We start from the raw sequence: 24,667 nt of genomic DNA on the forward strand, positions 1-24,667 counted from the left end.
GAACTGCAGCGTGCGCAGATTGTCGAGTGATACGCGCTGTTCATCGGTCGATCGGACGACGACATCGATCAGGTAGATATCATCGCGCACTTGCGTCACGGCTGTGCCGGACACCACAGTGTTGAGGGCGGTGGCCAATGCCTGAGAACTTAGGCCCAACAAGCGCGCCTGATCCTGATCAATGTGAACACGTATCGTGCGTGCCGGTTCGATCCAGTCGAAATTGATGCGCTTCAGCTGCGAATTGCCACCCAGCATCTGCGCCAGGCGCTGGGCGATAGCGCGAACCTCGTGCGGATCGGGACCGCTGACGCGGTACTGCACCGGCCAGCCCACCGGTGGCCCGAGTTCGAGCAGCGAGACGCGTGAAATGGCACTCGGGACCTTTTCCGCCAGTTCCTCTTCCAGTCGCGCTCGCAACCTCTCGCGGCCGGGAACATCCTTTGCAACGACAACCGCTTGCGAGAAGAACTCATTGGGCAGTTCGACGTTGAGCGGCAAATAGAAACGTATGGCTCCGCGCCCGACATTGGTACTCCAATGGGCAACATCGGGATCGTCCTTCAGAAGCTCGTCGAGCTGGTCGGAGGCTTTCTCACTTGCGGCGATCGATGCATTTTGGGGCAGCCTTATATCGACGAGCAGCTCGGGCCGATCTGAGGATGGGAAGAATTGGCGTGGCACGAATGGAAGCGCGAGCAGCGCTAGCACGAAACATGCGAGTGTCAGCCCGATGGTTAGCCAACGCATGCGCAAAGCGCCGAGGAGCAAGCTACGGAAAGAGCGGAGAATGATGGAAGGCTTTCCAGGCTCGGTATTCTCCGGCTTCTTGAGCAGGGCTACACCGAGGAGAGGAGAGAAAATCACCGCCCCGAGCCAGGAAACGACGAGGGCGATACTGACAACCGCGAAGATCGAGAATGTGTATTCGCCTGCGGAACTCTGCGCAAATCCGATTGGAACGAAACCCGTTGCGGTGACGAGGGTGCCGGTCAACATGGCGGCTGCCAGCGTCCTGAACGTAAAACTCGCCGCCTCTTCCTTTTCGTCGCCGAGTGCGAGCCGCGTCGTCATGGAATCCACTGTTGTCATCGCGTCGTCCACCAGGAGGCTGAGCGCGATGATCAGGGCGCCTAGAGACACACGCTGCAGATCTATCCCGAAAATCTGCATGACCGCGAACACCATCGCCAGAGACAGTGGAATGGCGAGAGCAACAACGGTGCCCGCACGGATACCGAGGCTGATGAAACTGACGGCCATTATGATGAGGATTGCCTGCCAGAGCGACGTGGTGAATTCGCCGATAGCATCATCGACGACCTGCGGCTGATTGGCCACGAGCGTAGTGTCGATGCCGATCGGCAGATCCGCAGTGATCTCCTGCATCGCCGCGGTGACGTTGCGGCCCAATGCCAGAATATCGCCGCCCTCTCGCATAGAAATCGCAAGGCCCATGGCGGGCTTGCCATTAACACGAAACATCGGCTGCGGCGGATCTGCGTAGGCCCGGTGGATTTCGGCGATGTCGCGCAGCCGGACGAGCCTGCCGTTTGCAACAAAGTTGAGATCCTGGAGATCCTCTTCCGAATCGAAAGCTCCGCTTACACGCAGCGTCAATCTTTCGTCCGAGGTGCGCAGTGTGCCCGATGGGCTGACCACATTCTGTGCCTGGAGCGCTGCGATCACGGCGGCCCTGTCGATGCCAAGACCGGCGAGCTGTTCGGTGGAGAATTCGATGAATATTCTTTCCGGCTGAGCTCCAAGCACGTCGATTTTGGAAACATCCGGCACATGCAGCAAGTGCGAGCGGGCGTCATCAACATAGTCGGCAAGTTCGCGCTGGGTGAAACCGTCCGAGGTGAAGCCGTATATGATGCCGAATGTATCGCCGAAATCGTCGTCGAAGCCGGGGCCGACAATGCCGGTCGGTAATGTCGGGCGAATATCCCCGATGCTCTTGCGCACCTGATACCAGACGTCAGGAACTTCCGCCGACGTCGTTGCATCCTTGAGGTTCACGAAGATGGTTGTCACGCCAGCATTGGTAAAGCTGCGCAGAAAATCCACTTCAGGTATCTCCTGAAGCTTGCGTTCCAGCCGTTCGGTAACCTGTTTCAGCGTGTCATCAAGGGTCGCGCCCGGCCAGGCAGCCCTGACGACCATCGTCTTGATGGTAAACGCCGGATCCTCGTTGCGCCCGAGATTGATGAAAGCGGCCGCTCCGGCCACGACGACCGCAATCATCGCATAGATCACGAGCGAGCGGCTTTTCAGTGCCCATGCTGACAGATTGAAGCCGTTCATTGGGTTGACCCAAGCAATCGAACTTCCTGGCCATCATGCAGGGCCTGAACGCCGGCGGTCACGACGACCTCGCCGGGGTTGAGGCCCTGGGCAATGATGACCGTGGCTGGATCAAAGCGAAGCACTTCGACGTTGCGTGTCGACACGGTTTTTTTGTCCTGATCCACGATCCAGACTGCAGGCTGCCGGTTGAAGTTGGTCAATGCGGTGGCGGGTATTGCGATCTCCGGCGACGAAGCGAGTGTCACACGTCCGGTGACTGTCGACCCGAGTCGCATGGCCTCCGGCGTATCGCTCAGGCCGACGCGCACCCGGAACGTCCTTGTAGTCGGATCGGCTTGGGGCGCCACCTCGCGAACCCGTCCTGTAGCTTTGACCGCAGGATCGTCAGTCAGGGTGACTTCTATGATAGCCGCCTCCGGAGCCTGCCGCAGCAGCTGTGCCGGTACATCGAAAATGGCGTCACGGCCATCCTGTCGGGCGACCTGGAGGACCATTTGCCCCGCCTGAACAACTTCGCCCGGCTCGGCACCAACGGCGGTGACGCTGCCGACGGCATCCGCATGCAATTCCGTGAAGCCCACGCGATCCTCGGCATTGTCCAACTGGGCTTGCGAACTGTCGACCTGGGACTGCGACGCACGCATGGCCTGTTGTGCGGCATCAAATTGGGCGCGTGTCGTAAAACCCTGCCGCAACAGCGTTTCCTGTCTTCCAAACGCGTTACGCGTCTTGACTAGCTGCCCTTCGGCAGCAACCAGGTTGGCCTGTGCGGTGCGGAGTGCACTGATCTCATTCTGGGGGTCGAGTTTCGCGAGGATTTGTCCTGGCTCGACCTGATCGCCAACGTTGACCAAGCGTTCGATCACACGCCCGCCAAGCCGAAACGCGAAGGAAACCTGGTTCTCAGCCTCGACATGGCCGGTAAGGCTGACGCTGTCGCCAAGCTTGCTGTGCTCGACCGTAATGGTCCGTACAGGGCGGATGAGCGGGGCGGGTTCCTTTGTCTCCTCCCGGCATCCGGCAAGCATCGTGGCTGCCATCAAAAGACCAAACAGCGCGCCAAACGCACGCACCCTTCGCATCGACCTATTCACCAAAACCAGCATCCTCATGCACTCCGGGAAGCTCAATTAAATGGGATAAAGCTTATCTGAGAGGCACTTCGACTATAACGTCTGTCTATGGTTTGTGATTGGTCAGAAATCCCAAATGGGCGCTTGGAATCCCAATTCCAGCGGGAACCCAAGAGATGGCCCGTGGCGACACGCATGTGCTGCTAGTGCCGAATTCCCTTGATATCGACGTTCTGACATGCTGGCGAAGCGATTGCCCATGCCTTTGCGCCGACTTACTTCGATTTGACCAGCCCGGAAAACCCGGCGACTGCAAGCAGGCTCAAGGCCCAGCCAACAACCGACTGGAAGAAATAGTATTTCAGGACGAATTGGCCATTGGGTTTTGTGGGATCCGGCCGCCAGTATTCCTTCTGGCCGATCGACAGCACCGGCAACAGGACATCCAATGAATACATGAGCGGGTTGAACTCCGGGTAGCTAGCTGCTTCAGGCTGGTTGAGGAAGCAGGAAAGCTGATTCTCTCCAGTCGCCGCGCGTCCAGCGAAAGTCTGACCGCTCGAGGGCATGTAGCGGCTGTCGGTCTGCTGGAGACCGCACATGGTCCATTCAAGTGAACGGAGGATGACCGGGCTGTTCGGCTTGATGGCACCATTTTTCTGGGCGAACGCGAACACGCCGATGCCGATCGCCCAAAACAGGATCAGCCACAACAGCGCGAGGAGAGGCTGGCGGCCATAGCGAAGGGTTACGGCCAATATACCATCCATTGTGGCAAGGGCGACGCGCAGCGCCGGGTTCTTTGCGCGCGCCCGCCGTGCGCGCCGCTGCAGCCGTTCCTTGGTGATCAGGACGGCGCGGGCATCTTCGTCGTGACCCATTTCCCGCAGCACGGTCGAAAGCTGCTCATAGGGTTGCGGCCAGAAATCTGCGCTCCATCGTTCGGGCGTCTGACGAGATAGCCAATCGAGCCTGCTTACCGCGTCGACGGGTCCGCCGATGAACGCGCCATACTGGCAACGATTCAGTAGCAGATCACCCATCTTTGGCCAGCTTGCCTGTTCGTCATCAATCGCTCCGATCGACGTGGCCGTCAGGTCGAGCGTGCCTTCAACCGATGCACCCTGTCGCAGGAAGAATGCACCATCGACGATTGAACGATTGAGCCTCAATGCGTAGCCGCCAGGCTGCGATAGCGTCGCCGATGTGCAATCGATGTCTCCACCAAAGCGGGCACCCAGTAGGCGGGCCTCGCCGACGATGGTTGCCCCTCGCATGGCGAGGTCACCACCCGCGACAATGGCATCCCCGTTCAGGGCGACTTCCCCGGGACGCTCGATCTGTGCGCCGACGGCGTTGAGGTCACCACCAAGCCGGACGCCCGAAAAATTAATGCCCCCGCGGACGTCTGCGCCGCGCAACAGGATCGCACCACGAACCTCCAATCCGCCGGCGTCGAGGACAATGCCTGCGGGCGAGACGATGGATGCGCCGTCTATCTCAATGTTACCACCGATGCGTGCCCCGGAGAGACGGATTTCTCCCGTGATAGTCGCGCCGCGGAAGGACAGACCCCCACGCGCTTCGAGACGATCAGCTTGCAATCCGGGCATGGCCGAACCGTCCAGAAAGAGGTTGTCGATAATGGCAGAACGCAGGATCGGCGAAGCTTCGAAGTGGCAGTCCTTGAGACCAATATCGCGTGGAATCCGGCAACCTTCGAGGTCGAGAATACCGGACACCCATGCACCGCTAAGCCTAAGCCCCTTTTCGTGCAAATGATATTCGCTATTCCCGAGGATGAGGAAGCGCAATAGCGTCGCGCGCACGATACGCGCTGGATCCTCCTGCTCTGGGCGCAAGCCATCTCCAAGCCTGTCGAAATCTCCCAAACTCAGATGCGCAACGACCTTGGCTTCAGCTGCACTGAGCGGTTGGAAACCAGTGAGGCTGGAGCCAACGGAGATTTCAGGTTCAGTTTTCGGAGGATTCTCGATGTTGTCATTTCCCCAATCGCATGCCCAGTGTGTGGCCACTCAAATACATTAACTTCCCACAGAAGCACTGTGATTGGCATTGAGTCCCAAATCTTTGCTTTAGATACCATTCGTCGAAACAAAGAGGGCTTTCGCCCAAATAAAAACGAAGGATAGTCAACAAATTAAAAGCATTTTTCCGGAACTTTAGCTTATAATAGAGCCGGTTATATAGATTCCGCTTCCACCAGTCGGATGGATCATCTCGATTGTCTACAAAGGCCGCTTTAAATGCCGTCAGACCGTCAGACCGATGACAGCAGCGTTTCGCGTTCGGCGCTCGGCTCGATCAGTCTCTGGCTGCTGTTGTTTTCGCTTTGGCTGATCCTGAATTCGAGTCTCGCTCTTCCCATCGTGGTAACTGGCGCGGTGATTGCACTGGTTGTCGACTGGATTTTCATGCGCCGCAGCGGCACATGGTGGAACGTCCTGCTGACACCGCGAAGCGTCCTCCATTTCATCGCCTATACAGGCGTGTTTTTTTTAGAGTTGGTGAAGGCCAATCTGAACATGCTGCGATACGTCTATTCTCCACGCATCGACATTCATCCCGGTATCGTCAGGATCAATATCCGGCTCAAATCGCCGATCGGAAGACTGGCCCTTGCCAATTCGATCGCACTGACGCCGGGCTCACTCGTCATGGCGATAAAGGACGATGCGCTGTTTATTCACTGGCTCGACGTCAAAACCGTCGATCCCGAGATTGCGACCGAAATGATCGCGGGGCCATTCGAGAAACACTTGGGAGAAGTCTTTGGCTGACATTATCCTGCAGATAGCCGGTGCATTGATATTTATGGGCATCGCCTGCGGTGTGGTGCGGCTTATCATCGGCAGGACCATCGTCGACAGGATCGTTGCGATCGACATGCTCACGGTGATCTCAATTTCGCTCATAGCGCTCTACGCCCACCTATCCGGTCGTTTCGTCTATATCGATGTTGCGCTGGTCTATGGGTTGCTGAGCTTCCTGGCCGTGCTTGCCATTGCGCGCTTCCTCGAACGGAGATCTTAGCGCCATGTTGGAACTCCTCGTCATCCTGGTTTGCGCCGGCATCCTGGTGAGTGGTGTGCTGGCGGTGTGTCTCGGCAATCTGCTCGCAGCGATGATCAGCGCCGGCCTCGCGAGCCTCTTTGCTGCGGTGTCATATATTCTGCTGGCTGCACCTGATGTCGCGATGGCAGAGGCGGCAATAGGCTCGGGACTGGCAACTCTGATCTTCCTCTACACGATGCGAAGGACCGGCAGCGGAAGGGAGCCATGATGGAACTGATTGGCAGCCTGGTTATCCTGGTGGGCGCTTTCTTTCTTTTTTCGGCTGGGCTCGGACTCCTGCGTATGCCGGATGCCTTTACCCGCATCCAGGCGGGCACCAAGGCGTCGACTCTGGGCAATATTTTGGTGCTGGTCGGACTGGGCATCTATCACCCCGATTGGAGCGCCAAGCTGCTCATCGTCGCCTATTTCGTGCTGATGACCAATCCATTGTCATCGCATGCTCTGTCGCGTGCCGCCCACGCAATCGGAACGCCCATGGCTGCCTCTACCATAACCGATGCATTGCGCGACGCGGAGAACGCACACAAGGAGGAGGGCGGTGCAGGATGAAACGCGTATTTGCCATCATCGCCGTGCTGATGTTCGCGGCAATCTTCTTTAGCGTGGTTGGAGGGTATAGCGAACGCCAGACGAGATCGCCGCTCGCCGAATACTATCTCACGCAGGTTCCGCGCGAACTCGGTGCGCCGAATGTTGTGACAGGGATACTCATTACCTATCGCGGCTTCGACACGCTGGGGGAGGTCGCAGTGCTTTTCATGGTGGCGGCGAGCGTTGGTGTGCTCCTTGCCAGCAAGTCTGGCGAAAACGCGCAAGTCACCAACGTAACAAGTATCGACGAGAGCGAGCCGAGCGAACTGGTCCGTACCGGCGCCGAGGTCATATTGCCGCTTATCTTCCTGTTCGGCGCTTATGTCATCATGAACGGGCATCTTTCGGCCGGTGGCGGGTTTCAGGGTGGTGCGGTGGTGGCGTCCGGTGTCATGCTGCTGATGCTGGCGAGCCCCGCAACCCAATTGCATCACGGTTTCCTGAGTGTGACGGAATCGCTCGCCGGCGTCCTCTACGTATCGATCGGAATTCTCGGTATTGTTTTTGCCGACGGTTTTCTTGATAGCCACATTCTGCCACTCGGTACATTTGGAACGCTGTTGAGTGCTGGGGCAATTCCCCTGATATCGGCCTTGCTTGGCATCAAGGTTGGAGCCGAGCTCAGTGTCGTCATCGATCGGTTCCGGCACTGATATGGCGGGCGAGGTGTGTTGATGGGTCTACCGGTTTCGCAGATATTGCTCGTCACAGGATTTTGCCTGATCCTGATCGGCCTTGCGGGAATTTTCGTCCATCGCAACATTCTGCGCATCATTATCGGTTTTTCGTTGATCGACACCGGCATCCACGTTGTCATGGTGGCAACGGGATACGTCACTGGCGGCACCGCGCCAATCATCGACGCGGCATTGGATAAGGCCAACGCTGCGACGAACGCCGTCGATCCTATCCCTTCGGCGCTGGTCGTCACGGCCATCGTCATCGGCTTTTCAGTAACCGCGATCATGCTGTCATTCGCGATACGCCTTTACGATGCCAGGAAGACGCTCGACATCGACGCCTTCACGGAGTCGAAATGGTAGAAGCCCTGTTGCATCCGTTGAACATCTTTCTGTTCGGCCTTGGGGGTAGCTTTCTCATCCCGCTGCTGTATCGCATCGCCAAACCGTTGCCGGCGGTGATCTTTGTCCTTGTGCTCGCCGGTATAGTTGCCGTTTCGGGTGTCTGCCTGTGGGCGGTGTACCACGGGCAACCGGTATTGGAGAGCTTCACGGCCGGCAGTGCGCCGCCATATTCGATCAATCTCCGCGTTGGGCCCTGGGAGGGTGTGTGTGCTTTCAGCGTCAATATCGTTGCGCTGCTGGCCGCCTGGCATCTTTGGGATCGGCTACGTCAAAACTATGCGGCGCAATTGCTGTTTCTGCTCTTGATCATGGGCGTCAACGGGATGGTGATGACAAGGGATTTGTTCAACCTTTTTGTGTTCCTCGAAATTGTATCGATAGCGACGTACGGTCTCCTCGGCTTCGATGGTACACCGGCAGCGCTCGCCGCCGGATTTAAGTACATCCTGGCGACCGTGCTTGCCTCGACCTTTTTCCTGCTGGGTACGGCCTTGCTGTATCACGTGACCGGAACGCTCAACATTGACGATATGATCGCCCACCGCGCACAGATAGCCGGGCCGATTGGAACAACGGCGTTGCTGCTCGTGCTGTCCTGCCTCATCATCGAACTGAAGCCGTTTCCGGCCAATGGCTGGGGCCTTGATGTCTACCAATCCGCCTCGAGCGGGGTTGCAGCACTGGTTTCCGGGGCAGTGTCGGCGGGCGTATTCTTTGCACTTTTCAAACTGCTTCCGCTGTTCGAAAACTACCTTACCCTTATCGCACTGTCAGGCGGGATAACGTTCCTGTTCTCCAATCTTGCCGGACTGCGCCAGACGAACGTTCAGCGCATGCTTGGCTATTCGTCGATCGCGCAAATGGGCCTTCTCACCCTGGCGCTTGCGCTGATGCGACAGCTTGGTGCCGATGCATCGATGCCGCTCGTCGTCGGCGGGCTGTTCGTCAATCACCTTTTGGCGAAGGCTGGCTTGTTCTTCTTAGCAGGCGCCGTCAATCGTCCGCAGGTCGACGACTGGTCCGCACTCGCCGGACGTCCGCTAATAATGCTCATCTTCGCCATTCTGCTCGTCGCCATTGCCGGTCTGCCGCCTTTTCCGGGTTTCTGGTCGAAATGGGACCTCGTCATTCGCGTCGCAGCGGCTGGGCACTTTGGGTGGATCGCCGTTATTCTGATCGGGTCGCTGCTCGAGATCGCATACATGTTCCGCTGGTTCAAGCAGGCGACCCGTGCCGTCGAACAAGGCGCCATTGCTGTCTCGCCGGGGCGTCTACTGCCTGCTGGTTTGTGTGCAGTGTTTCTCTGCGTTTCGGGCCATGTGGCGGCTAATCTTTCAGGAGCAGCCTCGCTATGGATATTCGCACCGTTGGTTGCCGGAGCCTTTCTCTACCTGTTCGACTGGCTTCCCGGGCGGCTCAAATCAATGCTCATGCTCATACTGGTCCTCTTGCTCGGCATGTGGATCGTTGGTCCGGTCGAGGGTATCAACCGCCTCTTCGCGGTGCTTCTCCTTTCAGGCGGGCTGGTTATCGCGTCGGCCAGCCTCTATCGCGCGGACCCGCGGCCCGGCTACTATCCGCTGATGGCGTTGCTGCTCCTGTCCATCGCCGCACTGCTGCGCACGACCACGAGTCTTGAGTTCTTCTTCAGCTGGGAAATGATCACCCTTTCTTCCTATTTCTTGATTGCGCAGGCACGCAACGCCTATCCCTATGCGTTGCCATTCCTGTTGTTCTCCATTGCTTCGGCCTTTTGCCTCCTTGCTGGTTTCGCCATGGCCGCCGCCGCCAATGGCACGATTGACCTTGCTGCATTCGGGGCTGCAGGGAAGGATGCCTGGCCCGCGTTTGTATTGCTGGCCGTGGGCTTTCTCATCAAGGCGGGGGCTGCGGGTGTCCATATCTGGCTCCCCGGCGCCTATGCGGAGGCCGATGATGACCTCTCGGCAATGTTGTCGGCGGTGGTCAGCAAGGTTGCAATCTTTGGCCTTTTCTCGGTCACCTATCTCGCCATCCGCTCGGAAATTGGCCTCGACATGGCTCACGTGATGGGTTGGGTCGGTCTGTTGACGACGTTGTTCGGTGCGGCGATGGCGCTACAGCAAACCGACATGAAACGCATGCTCGCCTATTCGAGCATGAGTCAGCTTGGCTATATCGTGACCGCCATCGCGCTGATGAGCCATCTCGGCTGGGTCACGGCATTCTATCTCGTTGCCAACCACCTGATGGTGAAGGGCATATTGTTTCTTGCCGCTGCCGGCGTCATCCTGCGGACCCGAACACGGCTGCTTCAAGAGAATGGTGGACTGGTTCGCAACATGCCCTTCACCTTCGCTGCGGTCGCCACGGCCCTGATATCGATGTCCGGCCTGCCGCCACTCGCGGGGTTCGGTGGCAAGTGGCTGCTTCTCAGTGCCATGGTGGAAAAGGGCTGGTACGGGCTCGCGGCATTGGCCGTTCTCGCAACCTTCGTCGGCTTTCTCTACATGTTTCGTCTGGCCTACGCGGTTTTTCTTGGAGAACGGAAAGCCAAATTCGAGGCAATTGCGGAGGCGCCACTCGCACTTCTTGTGCCGCAATATGTCCTGATCATCGCCATCTTCGCTTTGACATTCTTCCCGAAACTGTTCATGGACCCCGTATCCGCAGCTATCGACCCTGCATTCGCCTCAACGTTGGTTTGGGATGGCATGTCGCTGGAAACGATTTACGGATATTGGAATCCCATACCTGTCATGGCCATTACCGTCGCGATCGCGGCGGTTCTCTTTTTCGTCGTCTGGCTGCGTTACATTTACGGGTATCGGCGCGCCGCGACGACCGGCGTTACGGTCTTTTACGCATTTTACCAATCCGTTCTCTCGCGCTTGTTGAGGCCTGTCGCTATAGAATTCTGGCGCTGTATATCGGATTTGACGCTGAGCGCCGCCGGCTCGGTTCGACAGATCTATACAGGCGATGGCCAGACCTACTGCCTCTATGTTCTATGGTACATCATTGCCATTTACGTGACCGGCACACTTATTCGCTAGTTGTAATGCCATCGCCAGGGTTGATTGGCTGGGGTGCTAAAATTTTTCTTTAGTGCGATGGAAATCGTGCCGCCGATCTCAGATAAACTGCAGAGCCCCCTGAATGCGGGTATTTTTGTGTTGGGGAGGCGGAGGGTAGTTCAAGTTATCGAAATTTTGTAGGTAATTAATAAAGAAGCAAAATTTATGAGAAATGGCGGAGRGGGTGGGATTCGAACCCACGGTAGGCTCTCACCTACGCCGGTTTTCAAGACCGGTGCCTTAAACCGCTCGGCCACCCCTCCAACCTGCTGAAACGTTTGATATCCAATGTTTTGGCGAAAGCCAAAAGAATGCTACGAACGCTGTGCGCGGTCTATATAGCCTTTCAAATTGCGGCGTCAACCTCGTCGTCAGCGTCCGGCTTACAGCAGTTGAAGCTGCCCGTCTGATAGTCTGTCTGCCCCAATAAAGCGTAAAATGCCTTGATTGTGCCGACATGAACGGGCAATCGTGCCCTGAAAACTGTTTTTACATGGATTTGACCCTGTGATTCCTTGCTCCGTCCGGCAGATACTTCTGGCGATTTCTACGGTTTTTATTCTCGCTGGTGCGGTAAATTCGACTGCCGCGCAGACGCCTGCGCCTGCGCCGGCTCCTGCCACGGGCATTGTTGCGGAACAGCGGCCTGCAATCGATGCCGTGAAGAAGCAAATCGCCGACTATGCTCAACAAATGGAGAAGGCCGACACCGACGCAGCATTGGCGGATCTGCGCCTCAATCTGGAGGCCAGCGCCAAAAAACTGTTGGATATCGGCGTATCGTTCAGACCGCGTGTCACGGAGATCAATTCGCGGCTGGATCAGCTCGGTCCTCCACCAGCCCAAGGCCAGCCACCGGAAGCGCAGATCGTCACCGATGAGCGGACGAAGCTGACGACCGAGAAAGCCGAAATCAATGCCGTCCTGGGCGAGACCGAGGATCAGTTGATCGCAGCCAACAGGATGATTGAGCGAACGGTGGATGCGCGGCGCGAATTGTTCACCAACACACTTTCGCAGCGCGTCAACATCAATTATTCGCTCGGTAGTGAAGTAGCCGACGCCTACGGCCAGGAAATACGAACGATGAATCAGGTGGTTACATCCTGGTGGCGCTTCGTCGTTTCCTTCAAATGGCAATCCATGCTGGCCGCAGCCTTTTTTGCCGCGATTGCAGCGCTCGTTTTGCTGATAGGCGGTCAGCGGACACTCGGCCACCTATATCTGCGCGACGCGACTATTGAATCGCCATCCTATCTGAGTCGGCTCGCTGTCGCGTTCTGGTCAACGCTCATGCGATCGTTGACGGTGGTTGTCTTCCTCGTCACAACATATTTGTTTCTTAATTATTTCAATGTGTTGCGACCAGATATTGCATCGCTGATCTATATGCTCTTTTGCGTCATCGGCATCGTGTATTTCGTTCACGCCCTGGCCCAGGCGGTGATCTGTCCGGGTGCACCAAACTGGCGTCTGGTGCGCATAGCGCCGCGGCCAGGCCGTATCCTGATGGTTTTGATCACGGCCACAGCAACGATCACCGGGCTCGACTACATCGCCGATACGGTCAATCAGATCGCTGGTTCACCATTGTCATTGACCGTCGCGAAGAGTCTCTTTGCCACCGTTCTGATGGGCCTCCTCATCATCGCCATGGCCTCACTGAGGCCGCTCGAAGACGAAGAAACGGGGAATATCAAGCCCTGGCCAAGGGCCATGCGGCTTTTCCTCTATGCGATCGGTCTTGTGCCTATCGTCGCGGCGCTTCTCGGCTATATCGGACTGGCACGCTTCGTGTCGCAGCAGATTGTTATCAATGGCGCCGTGGTAGTCACGATGTATCTGGGCTTCCTGACGGCTCGCGCGGTATCCGATGAGAATGCACTTACCGGGACCAAGCTTGGACGGGCGGTGCAAACCCGTTTTGGTTTGGATGAGACTGCCCTGGACCAGCTCGGTCTCGTGTTGAGTATTGTCATCAATATCTTCGTTGTCGCGCTGGGTATTCCGATAATCCTCCTGCTGTGGGGATTCCAATGGAGCGAAATGTCGGCCTGGTTCGTAGCAATCGCGACAGGCTTCCAGATTGGTTCGGTTAATATTTCACTGGTTTCGATTGCTATCGGCGTTCTGTTGTTCGCGCTCTTCTACGGATTTACGCGCTGGTTTCAGGGCTGGCTCGACAATCGTGTCATGGCACGCGGCAGGCTCGATTCAGGTGTACGCAATTCGATCCGCACCGCTGTTGGCTACCTTGGCCTCGGCATTGCAGGTGTCATCGGCATTTCGGCGGCCGGCATCAACCTGTCCAGTCTGGCACTGGTTGCGGGCGGTCTGTCGCTTGGTATCGGTTTCGGTATGCAAGCGATCGTCTCGAATTTTGTTTCCGGTCTTATCTTGCTTGCGGAGCGTCCCTTCAAGGTCGGCGACTGGATCGAGACCGGCGGCGTCGGCGGCATTGTCAAGAAGATCAGCGTCCGGGCAACGGAGGTCGAAACCTTCCAGCGTCAGTCCCTCATTATTCCAAATTCGTCCTTCATCAACGGCAGTGTTGGCAATTGGACGCATCGCAACAAACTCGGCCGCGTCGATATCCCGATCGGCGTTTCCCATAAGGTCGATCCCCGTCGTGTGCATGCCATTCTGATGGAGATTGCTCGCGGTCATCCGCTTGTTTTGAAGAATCCGGAACCGTTTGTCGCGTTCAGTGCAATCAGCGAGTCAGTCATGCAATTCGAGATGCGCGTCCATCTCGCGGATCTATCCAACTCCGGCACCGTTCAGAACGAAATCCGGTTCACATTGATCGACCGTTTCGCCGAGGAGGGGATCGAGATCCCTTACCCGCAACGGGATGTGAATCTGCATCTCGAAGATGCCGAGTCCATCGTCGAGATGCTAACCGACCGGGTCAGAGACAAGCTCGCCGGCGAAACAAAGAAGATCAAACACTGAACAACTCATAGTATGAGTCCGTCGAACACAAAAAGTGAACCAACCCCAAACGCATACCGCTGGTGGCGTTCAAGAACCCGATAATAGAGAGCCGCTGCCAGATATTGTTAAGCTGGTATCAATCTATCGGTGGCATTTATACACTTGGTGCAGCTGCCATGATGGGTCTCGGGGTTGCGCCAGCATTCTGATCTGTCTATCAAATTACAAAATCCTTGGGGGCGGTCCGCGCGGCCGGCGGTTTGCATTGTCAAAAGCCAAAGCTTTTCGCGTTGTGGGAGTAGTTGCAGTGGGCGCCCTGATGGCAGCCTGTGCATCGTCGCCGCAGGTCAAAATCGCCAAGCGAACCCATGGCAAGGAATATTTCGCCGAAGCAGAATATGGTGTGAAGGCGAGTCCACGCGTTGTCACCGATTTCCGCAATATGCCGCGTGGCGGGGGGCGCAACCAAACTGGCCGGCCCTATCAGGTTGCAGGTAAATGGTACTACCCTAGGGAAGAGCCAGGTTATGTCCGCAAGGGCAGGGCATCCTGGTATGGTTCCGCCTTCCATGGCCGCCTGACTGCCAATGGCGAAGTGTACGATATGAATCACCTCTCGGCCGCGCATCCGACAATGCCTTTGCCGAGTTACGCCCGCGTTACAAACCTGACCAATGGCAGTTCGGTTATCGTCCGCGTCAATGATCGCGGCCCCTACCATAGCAATCKCCTGATCGATCTTTCACAACGTGCAGCGCAGGTCCTCGACTATCATGATACCGGCACAGCCAATGTGAAGGTCGAATATGTCGGGCGTGCACCGCTGGAAGGGCGCGACGATAATTTCCTGATGGCTTCCTACCGCGGTCCCGGTGCGCCCGATCCGTTTGGGCAGCCAGCTTCCGGCGTGATGATCGCCATGAATGGGCCTACGCCGACGCAGCATGCACCTGTCGCCATTCCAGGCATGGCGCAGCCTGAGCCAGCCGGTATCCAGGTGGCGAGCCTCAGTAGCCAACCGATGTCCCTGAACGGTCAGGCAGCTCAGCTTGCAGCACCACAGCAGGCGATGGCTCCCGTGGACGATTCAGGACTTTCCTTCAACATGGACATCGTTCCGGTTCTTCCGCTGATCGGGCCCTATATTGATGACAAGCCAACGATCCTGATTGGCTCGCTCAAGGGCGGCAAGCAGGTGTCTCCATTCATCAGTTCCTACGCCAGTGAGCGCGTCGCAAGTGCAAACAGCACCGCGCAAGCCGCAAACAGCCTACTTTCGCCAGAGGCTGTTTCGACCGCGTGGAAGGGCATGAGCGACATGCCGCGAGCCGCCGATGGGTTGGGCGAATACATCGATGTCGGCCTGTTTGCCAACAAGACCGAAGCCCGACGGGTGATGTCCGCACTTACTCCGCTTGGCAAGGTGGAGTTGTCTGAAATTGCCAGCCCCGAGGGCCCGCGTATTGCCTTGATTGCCCGGGCAAGCGCTGGAAAGAACGCCGACACCCTGCTGCAAGCGGCGTGGAAGGCCGGTGCGGTGGATGCATTCGTCGTTCGTGATGACGGCAATTGATATCGAACGGCTTGGACGTTCTCTGACTGCGCCATTTCGCATTTTTGTTTTTGGCGTGGCCATGGCTCTTGCTTCAGCTGGCGGGACGAACGCCCAGGATGCGCTGTTTGATACCAAGGCCAAGCAGGCGCTGATGGTCGAGGATCAGACCGGCACGATCCTCTATGCAAAATCACCTGACACACTGATCGAACCGGCCGCACTTGCCAAGTTGATGACCATGGAAGTGGTCTTTCATGCGCTCAAGACAGGCGAGGTCACGCCATCGACACAATACATGGTGAGCGAGAATGCCTGGCGAACAGGCGGCGCGCCATCGGGCGGTTCGACCATGTTTGCCAAGCTGAAATCCTACATCAGCGTTGGCGACTTGATCCAGGGGGTTATCGTCCAATCGGCCAATGATGGCTGTATTATCCTCGCAGAGGGCATTGCCGGCTCGGAACAAAAATTCGCCGAGATGATGAACGCCCGGGCGAAGGACATTGGCCTGAAGAGCTCGAACTTCACCAACTCGACCGGGCTACCTGATCCGAAGCAAAGGGTTTCGCTGACAGATCTCGTCACTCTGGCGCGCCACATCAAACACGAATATCCCGAATATTACCGGACCTATGCGCAGGATAATTTCACCTGGAACAATATCTTCCAGCGCAATCGCAACCCACTGCTGCGCCTCGATATCGGCGCAGACGGCATGGGGACAGGCTACACTGAACAGTCCGGCTACGGTATCGTCGGCGCAACCGAGCGGAACGGACGGCGTTATATCGTTGCGCTGAGCGGCCTTGCCAGCGACAAGGAGCGCGCCGAGGAGGCCAAGCGTATCTTCGAATGGGCCTATCGGGCCTTCGAGGAGGCTGACGTCTTCGCTGAGGGTGAAATCGTTGGCGAAGCCAGTGTGTTTGGCGGGATCAAATCAGCTGTCGCTCTTAAAGCGCATGAGAAAATCAGCATTCTCATCCCGGTGGCCAATCGCGACCGTCTGAAGGCGCACGTGGTCTATCAAGGGCCATTGGTGGCACCGCTGAAGGCCGATCAACCGGTCGGCAAATTGCGGATATGGATCGGCGATGCACTCGTCCAGGAAACGCCGGTCTATACGGCAGAGGCAATTGAGAGTGGTGATCTGAAAAAACGTTCGCTCGACGCGGTATTCGAATTGACGACAGGTTGGGTCCGGCGACTCGATTTCTAAGACAATCCCGCCTCGACCTTTGCTTTTGCGAGCGCTAGAACCATCTGCAATAGACAGTGACTCCGCATCGAAAGACAGCTGATAGCGTGCAAGGACTATTCATAACATTTGAGGGCGGCGAGGGCGCGGRCAAATCCACACAGATTGGCCTGTTAGCGGATCATTTGCGCGCCGATGGCGATGATGTGCTGGTAACGCGCGAGCCAGGCGGTTCGCCGGGCGCGGAAGCCGTGCGTCATGTCATATTGAGCGGCGCCGCCGAACCTTTCGGCCCGGCCATGGAAGCCTTGCTGTTTGCCGCGGCGCGCAACGACCATGTGGAGCAAGTTATACGTCAAGCACTGAAGGCCGGCCGGATGGTGCTTTGCGACCGCTACATCGACTCCAGTCGCGTCTATCAGGGTGTGACCGGCAATCTCGATCCGGATTTGATGCGCGCTATTGAACGCGCCGCCATCAACGGTCTCATGCCGGATATGACGATCATCCTTGACCTGCCAGCCGAGGTCGGTCTGCAACGCGCCCATGCACGGCGCGGGGCAGGGACTGCCGACCGCTTCGAAAAGGAAACGATCGATCTGCACCGCAAGCGCCGTGACGCCTATCTTGCCATTGCGACCGCAGAACCCGAGCGCTGCAAGGTGATCGCTGCAAATCGCCCGGCCGATGAGATTGCAGCTGACATCGCCGCACTGGTCGACCTGTTGAAGACCAGCCGCGGCCTGAAGACGAAGCAAGGCATCGAGGTAGCGAAATGAGCGACACCACCCTCGACGTGCCGGCAACCCACGATACCATCGATGGTGTTCCTGCGCCTTCAGCCAATCCCGCACTGTTCGGCCACAACGGGATAAGGTCTTTTCTCGCGCAATCCTATCAGTCCGGGCAGATGCACCACGCACTATTACTCGAGGGTGCGCAGGGTGTCGGCAAGGCAACTTTGGCGTTTCATCTGGCCGGCCACATGTTGAAATACCCTGCGGAACGCGAGGCACCGCTGACGCTTGCTGAGCCGGATTTCGCAATTGCGCCTTACCGGCAACTCGCGAGCGGAACACATCTGTCCGTGCTGCATATTAGCCGCCCGACAGATGCCAAGACGGGCAAGTTCAAGACCGGCATCACGGTTGATGAGATCAGGCGGGTCGCGCACTTCCTCAACCGTACCTCCCATGACGGCGCGTGGCGCATCGTCATTGTTGATCCTGCAGACGACATGAATCGCAATGCGGCCAATGCGTTACTGAAGACTCTTGAAGAGCCGCCGCAGCGGACCCTCTTCATTCTGATCTCGCATTCCTCCGGCAGGCTGCTACCGACAATCCGCTCGCGCTGCCAATCGATCCGTTTTGAACCGCTTGAACGCCAGGATCTGCTCGCTGCTCTCTCGGCGATTGATCTCGATACCGAGCGATTGCCCGACGCGGATTCGCTCATCGCCCATGCGGACGGCAGTGTTCGGAAAGCCGCCTTGTTGCTGGCATTTGGCGGGCTGGAAATCTCGGAGGCAACCGATGCTATCCTGAACAATCCTGTATTCGACGTGCCCAAAGCCCACGCATTGGCAACGGCGTTGTCGGGGCGCGACGCCGAGATCCAGTACGATCTTTTTCTCGATGATCTGCTGGGGCGCATAGCAGTGAAGGCGCGGCTCAGCGCGGAGCAGGGCGATGGTTCGCAGGCGAACCGCTGGTCCGGTATCTGGCAGGACATGCAGAACGAGGCGAGGGAAGCCGCCGCCTTCAATCTCGACCGCAAGCAGACTGTGCTGATTTTCCTCGAAAGGATGCACCGCGCTCTATCGGGCAGATAGAGGTCTGCCGGTATGGCAATCAGGTCCGACTTGCGTTATGTCAGCCAGACGTTTTTTCCCAAGATGCCCAAACCAAAGACGAAATCAGGTCACGCATGAGCCGCGAAACATTTTACATCACAACTGCCATTTCCTATCCGAACGGAAGCCCGCACATCGGCCATGCCTATGAGCTCATCGCGACCGATGCGATCGCGCGCTTCAATCGCCATGACGGCAAGGACGTTCTGTTCCTGAGTGGCACGGACGAACATGGCATCAAGATGCTGCAGACTGCGCGCAAAGAGGGCATTACGCCACGCGAACTTGCGGACAGAAATGCCAAGCTTTTCCGCGACATGGGGCATCTTTTGAATGCTTCCTATGATGATTTCATTCGCACAACCGAAGAGCGGCATTACAAATCGTCGCAAGCTATCTGGCAGAAGATGGCTGATGCCGGCGATATCTACAAAGGTGGTTACGCCGGATGGTATTCCGTGCGCGATGAAGCCTATTACCAGGAAGAAGAGACGGAGCTGCGTGCCGACAATGTGCGCTATGGTCCGCAGGGAACGCCTGTGGAATGGATCGAAGAAGAGAGCTATTTCTTCCGCCTCTCGGCCTATCAGGATCGTTTGTTGAAGCTTTATGCAGACAATCCGGGCTTCATAGGCCCGGATGAGCGGCGCAACGAGGTGGTTTCCTTCGTCAAATCCGGGCTCAGGGACCTGTCTGTTTCACGCACAACCTTCGATTGGGGTATTCCGGTTCCCGGCGATGAAAAACACGTCATGTATGTCTGGGTCGATGCGCTGACGAATTACATCACCGCCGCGGGCTATCCCGATGAAAACGCCGAGCGTTGGCGCTATTGGCCTGCTGACGTGCATATCATCGGCAAGGATATTATCCGCTTCCACTCGGTCTATTGGCCAGCGTTTCTATGGTCAGCGGGCATCGAGCTGCCGAGGCGCGTTTTCGGCCATGGCTTCGTGTTCAACCGCGGCGAGAAAATGTCGAAATCGGTTGGCAACGTCATCGATCCGACTGCATTGGTGGAGCATTACGGCCTCGATCAATTGCGTTATTTCCTGCTTCGGGAAATCCCGTTTGGGCAGGATGGCAATTATAGCCACGAGGCCATCGTCAACCGGACGAACGCCGACCTCGCCAATGACCTGGGCAACCTGGCGCAGCGTTCATTGTCCATGATTGCAAAGAACTGTGACGCCAAGGTTCCACAGCCAGGTGCGTTAACCGACGCAGATAAGACCATTCTCGATCAAGCCGTGGCGGCGCTCGATACCGCTCGCAAGGCGGTTGCCAGCCAAGCACTCCATCAGGCGCTGGCAGCGATTTTCGGTGTTGTGGCTGAAGCCAACCGTTATTTCGCCGCACAGGAGCCGTGGGCGCTTAAGAAAACCGATCCGGCACGCATGGAAACGGTGCTCTATGTGACGGCAGAAGTTATCCGCCGTATTGGCATTCTTTGCCAGCCATTCATACCGGGATCAGCGGCCAAACTCCTCGATATCCTGGCTGTGCCGGCGGACAAGCGGGACTTTGTCGATCTGAAAGCCAGCGAATTGATACCTGGCACTGATCTCCCGGCACCGCAGCCGATCTTCCCGCGTTACGTCGAAGCAGAAAAAGCAGACTAGTTCCATGCTTGTCGATAGTCATTGCCACCTCGATTTTGCGGATTTTGCCGAGGAACGGGATGCCATCGTACAGCGGGCGCTGGACTATAACATCACGCGGCTGGTAACGATTTGCACACGCGTGCGGCGCTTTGGCGATATCATAAAGATCGCGGAACAGTATGACAGCGTCTACGCATCGGTTGGAACGCACCCCAACAATGCGCATGAAGAGCTCGATGTGACGGCGAACGACCTGATCCGCTTGTCGGAGCATCCGAAGGTGGTCGCTATCGGCGAAGCCGGACTTGATTACCATTACGACTATGCGCCTCCGGAAGCGCAAGCGCAGGGTTTTCGCACTCATATTGCCGCTTCCCGCGCCACGGGCTTGCCATTGGTCATCCACGCCCGCGCTGCCGATGATGATATGATTTCAATTCTGACGGAAGAAACAGGGAAGGGCGCCTTCCCCTTCATTTTGCACTGCTTTTCGTCCGGTGCGGAACTGGCGCGAGTGGGCGTAGACCTCGGCGGTTATGTGTCGTTCTCCGGTATTCTGACATTCAAGAATTCACCTGAGATACGCGAAATCGCCAAAAACGTGCCGCGAGATCGGCTCCTGGTCGAGACAGATGCGCCATATCTTGCGCCGATGCCGCATCGCGGCCATCGCAACGAGCCAAGCTTTGTCCGGCATACGGCGGCTGTACTGGCCGAGACGATTGGCGTGAGTGAAGACGAGATCGGCGAAATAACAACCAACAACGTATTCCGCCTGTTCGCCAAGATGCCAAGGCCAAGTGCTGGAACCACAAATGCCTGATCGCTTGCGCTTCACCATTCTTGGTTGCGGTTCGTCTCCGGGCACACCACGCATCAATGGCGATTGGGGCAGTTGCGATCCGAACGAGCCGAAGAACAAGCGCCGGCGTGCAGCCATGCTGGTTGAGCGTATTGCGCATCATGGCGGTGTGACGACCGTGATCATCGATACGGGACCGGATTTTCGCTCGCAGATGATCGATTTCGGTTCCGGCAAGCTCGACGCAGTCGTCTATACACATGCGCATGCTGACCATATCCACGGTCTGGACGATTTGCGCACATTTGTCATCGATCGCCGCGACTTGGTGGATATCTATGCTGATGCGATGACACAGCGGCGCTTGATGGAAGGTTTTGGCTATTGCTTCAAAACCCCGGAAGGTTCGAGTTATCCGCCAATCCTGCGGCCGCACGAGATCATTCATCACGAAGCCTTCGAGATTGACGGGCCGGGCGGCGCAATACGCTTCCTGCCGCTGCCGCAGGTCCATGGCGATATTCTTTCTCTAGCGTTTCGGATTGCCAATGTGGCCTATTGCTCTGATGTCAGCGCATTTCCAGATACGACCGCAGCACAACTCTTCGATCTCGATACATTGGTCATCGATGCGCTGCAATACAGAACCCACCCAAGCCATTTTTCATTAAATGAATCAATGGAATGGATTGGAAAGCTCAAGCCGCGTCGAGCGATTTTGACCCATATGCACATACCACTGGATTATGGAACTGTGCTGCGCGAGACTCCGGACAACGTCGAGCCGGCCTATGATGGCTTGTCATTTGAGGTCGAGCCATGAGCAAGAGCGTCGAGCGTGTCCGTCGGGCGGCTCATGCGGCAGGACTTGATATCGAAATTCGCCAAATGTCCGATTCGACCCATACGGCTGAAGACGCGGCGATCCAGTGCGGCGTCACCGTCGAGCAGATTGTCAAATCCCTGATTTTTCAAGGCGCTGATACGCAAAACCTTTATCTGTTTCTCGTTTCGGGTCCGCGGAAGCTTGATCTAGCCAAAGCTGCCAGGCTCACCGGCGAGGCATTACACAGGGCTGATCCCAAATATATCCGCAAGGAAACCGGCTTTGCCATTGGCGGCGTTTCGCCGTTGGGACATCTGATCGACATAAAGGCTTATGCCGACGAAAGCCTGATGCAGTTCGATGTGGTGTGGGCTGCAGCCGGGGGAACCAACTTCGTTTTCCCGAGCGAGCCAAAGGCATTGGCCAGAGCCGCGAAGGCGCAAATCGCCGATATTACAGGCTGCATTTGCTCGTTTGCCCCCTAGGACAGTTCCATAATCTATCTTATGCGATCTCTATAACACTGTAGGGTGGGTTCAAGGATGAAGTGCGACTTGCGATAGATAACAATGGCTTATCACTCGCAAGGACTTGCCCATGGAACGTACCTACTCCCAGATTGATATGGATGAACGCCGCAAGATCGCGCGGTGGCGAACGGCTGGTATYAGTGTTGATGTCATTGCCGAGAAGCTCGGTCGTCATCGCTCGACGATTTTCCGCGAGCTGCGACGCAATGCTTTCACAGATTCGCAAATGCCGGAACTCAATGGCTATTATTGTGTGACGGSCAACGACATGGCGCGTGACCGGCGTGCCAAGCTGCGYAAGCTGGCACGGTTCTCGCATCTGCGCCAATCCGTGATCGAGCGCATTATGCATGGCTGGTCGCCGCAACAGATAGCCGGCCGGCTGCAGCTGGAGCGGCATCCGATTTGTGTGAGCCATGAGACGATCTACAAGTTCGCCTATTCGCCGGMCGGGCATGCGATCAAGCTTTGGCGGCACCTGCCGGAGCACCGGGCCAGACGCCGGCCGAGGCATGCCAGACGGCGCCATGGCCGTCGTTTCAGCCCGGAAGTCAACATCCTTTTCCGTCCCGACGTCGTTGCCGAGCGCAAACAGTTCGGGCATTGGGAATGTGACCTCATGCAGTTTCGCAAGAAGTTCGGAAAGGCCAACGTGACGTCGCTGGTTGAACGCGTCAGCCGGTTTGCTGTATTCCTGCGCAACAATGACCGGCAGTCAAAACCTGTTATGGATGGGCTGATCCAGGCGCTGCAATCCCTGCCCCATCTCGCCCGCCGTTCGATCACCTTCGATCGTGGCACCGAGTTCACCGATTGGCCTTACCTGCAGGCAGGGATCGGAACGCAAACATGGTTCTGCGATCCGCAGTCGCCCTGGCAAAAAGGCACCGTCGAAAACACCAACAGACGGGCCAGGAAATGGCTGCCGCGAGAGGTTGATCCGTTGTCGATCACCGACCGTGATCTGACGGAAATCTGCAACAGGCTGAATGCAACACCGCGCAAATGCCTTGGCTATAAAACGCCAGCAGAAGTCTTCCGGCAAAAACTGCTCGCACAGACACGGCGGGCGGGCTAGCTTTCAGATATCGCAAGTCGCGCTTCAGCGAGAACTCACATATAATCGATCGGCTCCCCAAGGTCAGCGCTTCGCCAAATACGAAGATGCCGCTTCGCGGATCTACCAGAATTGTGCGGTTCGTTTGAACTTGCGCCACCTGCTGTTCATTCGGCTCGCGCTCGTCATTTCGAGATGTCCCTGCCAGCCGATTACAGCGCCGATAGCACGATGCAGGTCGGGACTTTCCGCACGTTCCCGGATATTCGACAGAAGGGTCCGCGAAGTTCTGATATCATTGGCTTCGCCCAGAACATCCTGCAGTCGAGACAGCTGCTTGAGATATTTTCCGGTCGATGCCCGGTTTGCATAAAGTGGCAAGAAGAACTCTGTGGCGTAGCGTAGTTTCTTCAAGGTCAGTCGCAGCTTGTGCCGCGCCTCAGGCTGAAGATCGCGAAAATGCCGCCCGCGCTTGAGTGCCTTTCGTTCGATACGGGTAAGGACATTGGACGCAAATTTCGTTAGTGGCTCGGCCAGCGTCCGCAGATGCTCGCTGGCTACCTCGTTTCGCCAGCTTTTCCGCTCAATAACGAGCCCCAGTGACAAAAGAAACCGATTGGTTTGCGAGGCAGCAATATTATCGCGTACTATGTCATAGCTCTGATCCCGGAAGGGCGCGCTTGCGTCGCGCAAACTGGTGAATTCGATGTCCGGCAGATTGCTCTTCTCGATATCAGGGAGCGTCGAGTTGATAAAAACATCCCAATTGCGTGCTGGTCCCAATGTTCGCGCGAACCGCCTCGCCTCGGCATCGAGCGCCTGCAGCGACGGCGTCTCCAACTCGCGCMGTAAAAAATACAAGGCCGTATGCAGACGTCGCAATGCCACACGTAACTGGTGGACGCCTTCTGGTTCGCCAGCGTTTTCTGCCGGATGCAGATTTGCCAGTATTTGTTGTTGGCAGCTCGACAGGAGTTTGGAGATACCTTCATCCACGGTATCCTGACAATCAAGATTAGACGAGGACGCCTTCACAGCCACTGGATCAATCGCGAGCGCGAGTGCATAGCCACGCGCGGACTTGCTCTGGGT

Annotated in this window: 21 protein-coding genes and 1 tRNA gene; 17 read left to right on the forward strand and 5 right to left on the reverse strand. The window is 57.0% G+C overall.

What is annotated here, in order from left to right:
* From ACXJ5O_RS02885 to ACXJ5O_RS02895, 3 genes are all read right to left on the reverse strand, one after another.
* A partial coding sequence (locus ACXJ5O_RS02885) for an efflux RND transporter permease subunit (RefSeq protein ID WP_457298571.1) occupies positions 1-2,307 on the reverse strand: 2,307 nt, incomplete at its 3' end.
* Positions 2,304-3,392, reverse strand: coding sequence for an efflux RND transporter periplasmic adaptor subunit (locus ACXJ5O_RS02890; RefSeq protein ID WP_457298572.1), 1,089 nt, complete (start codon positions 3,390-3,392; stop codon positions 2,304-2,306). The genes ACXJ5O_RS02890 and ACXJ5O_RS02885, both read right to left, overlap by 4 nt.
* 266 nt (positions 3,393-3,658) lie before the next feature.
* Positions 3,659-5,419 (reverse strand): hypothetical protein, encoded by a 1,761-nt coding sequence (locus ACXJ5O_RS02895; RefSeq protein WP_457298573.1) that lies wholly within the window; start codon positions 5,417-5,419, stop codon positions 3,659-3,661.
* 231 nt (positions 5,420-5,650) lie between these two features.
* Here ACXJ5O_RS02895 and ACXJ5O_RS02900 point away from each other — a divergent pair, with 231 nt between their 5' ends.
* The 7 genes from ACXJ5O_RS02900 to ACXJ5O_RS02930 are packed head-to-tail and all read left to right on the forward strand — an operon-like array spanning position 5,651 to position 11,193.
* On the forward strand, positions 5,651-6,184 hold the full coding sequence (locus ACXJ5O_RS02900) for a Na+/H+ antiporter subunit E (protein WP_112551003.1): 534 nt from the start codon (positions 5,651-5,653) through the stop codon (positions 6,182-6,184).
* The gene (locus tag ACXJ5O_RS02905) at positions 6,177-6,437 is read left to right on the forward strand and encodes a monovalent cation/H+ antiporter complex subunit F (RefSeq protein ID WP_457298574.1); all 261 of its coding nucleotides are present in this window, start codon (positions 6,177-6,179) and stop codon (positions 6,435-6,437) included. Before ACXJ5O_RS02900 ends, ACXJ5O_RS02905 begins: the two co-directional genes overlap by 8 nt.
* A gap of 4 nt (positions 6,438-6,441) precedes the next feature.
* Positions 6,442-6,687 (forward strand): hydrogenase subunit MbhD domain-containing protein, encoded by a 246-nt coding sequence (locus tag ACXJ5O_RS02910; RefSeq protein ID WP_457298575.1) that lies wholly within the window; start codon positions 6,442-6,444, stop codon positions 6,685-6,687.
* Entirely contained in the window at positions 6,684-7,031 is a 348-nt protein-coding gene (mnhG, locus tag ACXJ5O_RS02915; RefSeq protein WP_112530997.1) for a monovalent cation/H(+) antiporter subunit G, read from the forward strand. The genes ACXJ5O_RS02910 and mnhG overlap by 4 nt, the downstream gene beginning before the upstream one ends.
* Positions 7,028-7,726, forward strand: a complete 699-nt coding sequence (locus tag ACXJ5O_RS02920) for a Na(+)/H(+) antiporter subunit B (protein WP_112530996.1) — start codon at positions 7,028-7,030, stop codon at positions 7,724-7,726. The genes mnhG and ACXJ5O_RS02920 overlap by 4 nt, the downstream gene beginning before the upstream one ends.
* A gap of 21 nt (positions 7,727-7,747) precedes the next feature.
* On the forward strand, positions 7,748-8,116 hold the full coding sequence (locus tag ACXJ5O_RS02925; protein WP_224506401.1) for a sodium:proton antiporter: 369 nt from the start codon (positions 7,748-7,750) through the stop codon (positions 8,114-8,116).
* The gene (locus ACXJ5O_RS02930; protein WP_457298576.1) at positions 8,110-11,193 is read left to right on the forward strand and encodes a proton-conducting transporter transmembrane domain-containing protein; all 3,084 of its coding nucleotides are present in this window, start codon (positions 8,110-8,112) and stop codon (positions 11,191-11,193) included. The genes ACXJ5O_RS02925 and ACXJ5O_RS02930 overlap by 7 nt, the downstream gene beginning before the upstream one ends.
* A gap of 194 nt (positions 11,194-11,387) precedes the next feature.
* On the opposite strand, the gene ACXJ5O_RS02935 is transcribed toward ACXJ5O_RS02930, so the two are convergent.
* Positions 11,388-11,477, reverse strand: a tRNA-Ser gene (locus ACXJ5O_RS02935).
* A 244-nt stretch (positions 11,478-11,721) separates the two neighbouring features.
* Here ACXJ5O_RS02935 and ACXJ5O_RS02940 point away from each other — a divergent pair.
* The 10 genes from ACXJ5O_RS02940 (at position 11,722) to ACXJ5O_RS02985 (ending at position 23,596) form a co-directional block, all read left to right on the forward strand.
* Positions 11,722-14,169 carry a mechanosensitive ion channel domain-containing protein gene (locus tag ACXJ5O_RS02940; RefSeq protein WP_457298577.1) on the forward strand — a complete coding sequence of 816 codons (2,448 nt, stop codon included), beginning with the start codon at positions 11,722-11,724 and terminating at the stop codon, positions 14,167-14,169.
* 301 nt (positions 14,170-14,470) lie between these two features.
* Complete coding sequence (locus tag ACXJ5O_RS02945; protein ID WP_457298585.1) at positions 14,471-15,724, forward strand: septal ring lytic transglycosylase RlpA family protein; 1,254 nt, start codon at positions 14,471-14,473, stop codon at positions 15,722-15,724.
* 61 nt (positions 15,725-15,785) lie between these two features.
* Positions 15,786-16,922 carry a D-alanyl-D-alanine carboxypeptidase family protein gene (locus tag ACXJ5O_RS02950; RefSeq protein WP_457298586.1) on the forward strand — a complete coding sequence of 379 codons (1,137 nt, stop codon included), beginning with the start codon at positions 15,786-15,788 and terminating at the stop codon, positions 16,920-16,922.
* 86 nt (positions 16,923-17,008) lie between these two features.
* Positions 17,009-17,680: a dTMP kinase gene (gene tmk, locus ACXJ5O_RS02955; RefSeq protein ID WP_457298578.1), complete on the forward strand. Its 672-nt coding sequence runs from the start codon at positions 17,009-17,011 to the stop codon at positions 17,678-17,680.
* Positions 17,677-18,735 carry a DNA polymerase III subunit delta' gene (locus tag ACXJ5O_RS02960; protein WP_457298579.1) on the forward strand — a complete coding sequence of 353 codons (1,059 nt, stop codon included), beginning with the start codon at positions 17,677-17,679 and terminating at the stop codon, positions 18,733-18,735. Before tmk ends, ACXJ5O_RS02960 begins: the two co-directional genes overlap by 4 nt.
* Before the next feature lie 83 nt (positions 18,736-18,818).
* Entirely contained in the window at positions 18,819-20,378 is a 1,560-nt protein-coding gene (metG, locus tag ACXJ5O_RS02965; protein WP_457298587.1) for a methionine--tRNA ligase, read from the forward strand.
* 4 nt (positions 20,379-20,382) lie between these two features.
* The gene (locus tag ACXJ5O_RS02970) at positions 20,383-21,183 is read left to right on the forward strand and encodes a TatD family hydrolase (protein ID WP_457298580.1); all 801 of its coding nucleotides are present in this window, start codon (positions 20,383-20,385) and stop codon (positions 21,181-21,183) included.
* Positions 21,176-21,985 carry an MBL fold metallo-hydrolase gene (locus ACXJ5O_RS02975; RefSeq protein ID WP_457298581.1) on the forward strand — a complete coding sequence of 270 codons (810 nt, stop codon included), beginning with the start codon at positions 21,176-21,178 and terminating at the stop codon, positions 21,983-21,985. The genes ACXJ5O_RS02970 and ACXJ5O_RS02975 overlap by 8 nt, the downstream gene beginning before the upstream one ends.
* A complete protein-coding gene (locus tag ACXJ5O_RS02980) occupies positions 21,982-22,473 on the forward strand; it encodes a YbaK/EbsC family protein (protein ID WP_457298582.1) in 492 nt (163 codons plus the stop codon). The genes ACXJ5O_RS02975 and ACXJ5O_RS02980 overlap by 4 nt, the downstream gene beginning before the upstream one ends.
* Before the next feature lie 112 nt (positions 22,474-22,585).
* Positions 22,586-23,596: an IS30 family transposase gene (locus tag ACXJ5O_RS02985; RefSeq protein ID WP_457298583.1), complete on the forward strand. Its 1,011-nt coding sequence runs from the start codon at positions 22,586-22,588 to the stop codon at positions 23,594-23,596.
* Positions 23,597-23,698: 102 nt separating this feature from the next.
* Here ACXJ5O_RS02985 and ACXJ5O_RS02990 read toward each other — a convergent pair.
* The coding region (locus tag ACXJ5O_RS02990; protein WP_457298584.1) for a CHAD domain-containing protein at positions 23,699-24,667 on the reverse strand (969 nt) is incomplete at its 5' end.

The sequence above is a fragment of the Phyllobacterium sp. P5_D12 genome (assembly GCF_054049495.1).

What these genes read in the sequence shown, in the direction of transcription:
- ACXJ5O_RS02890 (WP_457298572.1), bottom strand. Translation starts at nt 3,392, where the DNA reads ATGCGAAGGGTGCGTGCGTTTGGCGCGCTGTTTGGTCTTTTGATGGCA.
- ACXJ5O_RS02900 (WP_112551003.1), top strand. Translation starts at nt 5,651, where the DNA reads ATGCCGTCAGACCGTCAGACCGATGACAGCAGCGTTTCGCGTTCGGCG.
- ACXJ5O_RS02910 (WP_457298575.1), top strand. Translation starts at nt 6,442, where the DNA reads ATGTTGGAACTCCTCGTCATCCTGGTTTGCGCCGGCATCCTGGTGAGT.
- mnhG (WP_112530997.1), top strand. Translation starts at nt 6,684, where the DNA reads ATGATGGAACTGATTGGCAGCCTGGTTATCCTGGTGGGCGCTTTCTTT.
- ACXJ5O_RS02920 (WP_112530996.1), top strand. Translation starts at nt 7,028, where the DNA reads ATGAAACGCGTATTTGCCATCATCGCCGTGCTGATGTTCGCGGCAATC.
- ACXJ5O_RS02925 (WP_224506401.1), top strand. Translation starts at nt 7,748, where the DNA reads ATGGGTCTACCGGTTTCGCAGATATTGCTCGTCACAGGATTTTGCCTG.
- ACXJ5O_RS02930 (WP_457298576.1), top strand. Translation starts at nt 8,110, where the DNA reads ATGGTAGAAGCCCTGTTGCATCCGTTGAACATCTTTCTGTTCGGCCTT.
- ACXJ5O_RS02950 (WP_457298586.1), top strand. Translation starts at nt 15,786, where the DNA reads ATGGCTCTTGCTTCAGCTGGCGGGACGAACGCCCAGGATGCGCTGTTT.
- ACXJ5O_RS02960 (WP_457298579.1), top strand. Translation starts at nt 17,677, where the DNA reads ATGAGCGACACCACCCTCGACGTGCCGGCAACCCACGATACCATCGAT.
- ACXJ5O_RS02970 (WP_457298580.1), top strand. Translation starts at nt 20,383, where the DNA reads ATGCTTGTCGATAGTCATTGCCACCTCGATTTTGCGGATTTTGCCGAG.
- ACXJ5O_RS02975 (WP_457298581.1), top strand. Translation starts at nt 21,176, where the DNA reads ATGCCTGATCGCTTGCGCTTCACCATTCTTGGTTGCGGTTCGTCTCCG.
- ACXJ5O_RS02980 (WP_457298582.1), top strand. Translation starts at nt 21,982, where the DNA reads ATGAGCAAGAGCGTCGAGCGTGTCCGTCGGGCGGCTCATGCGGCAGGA.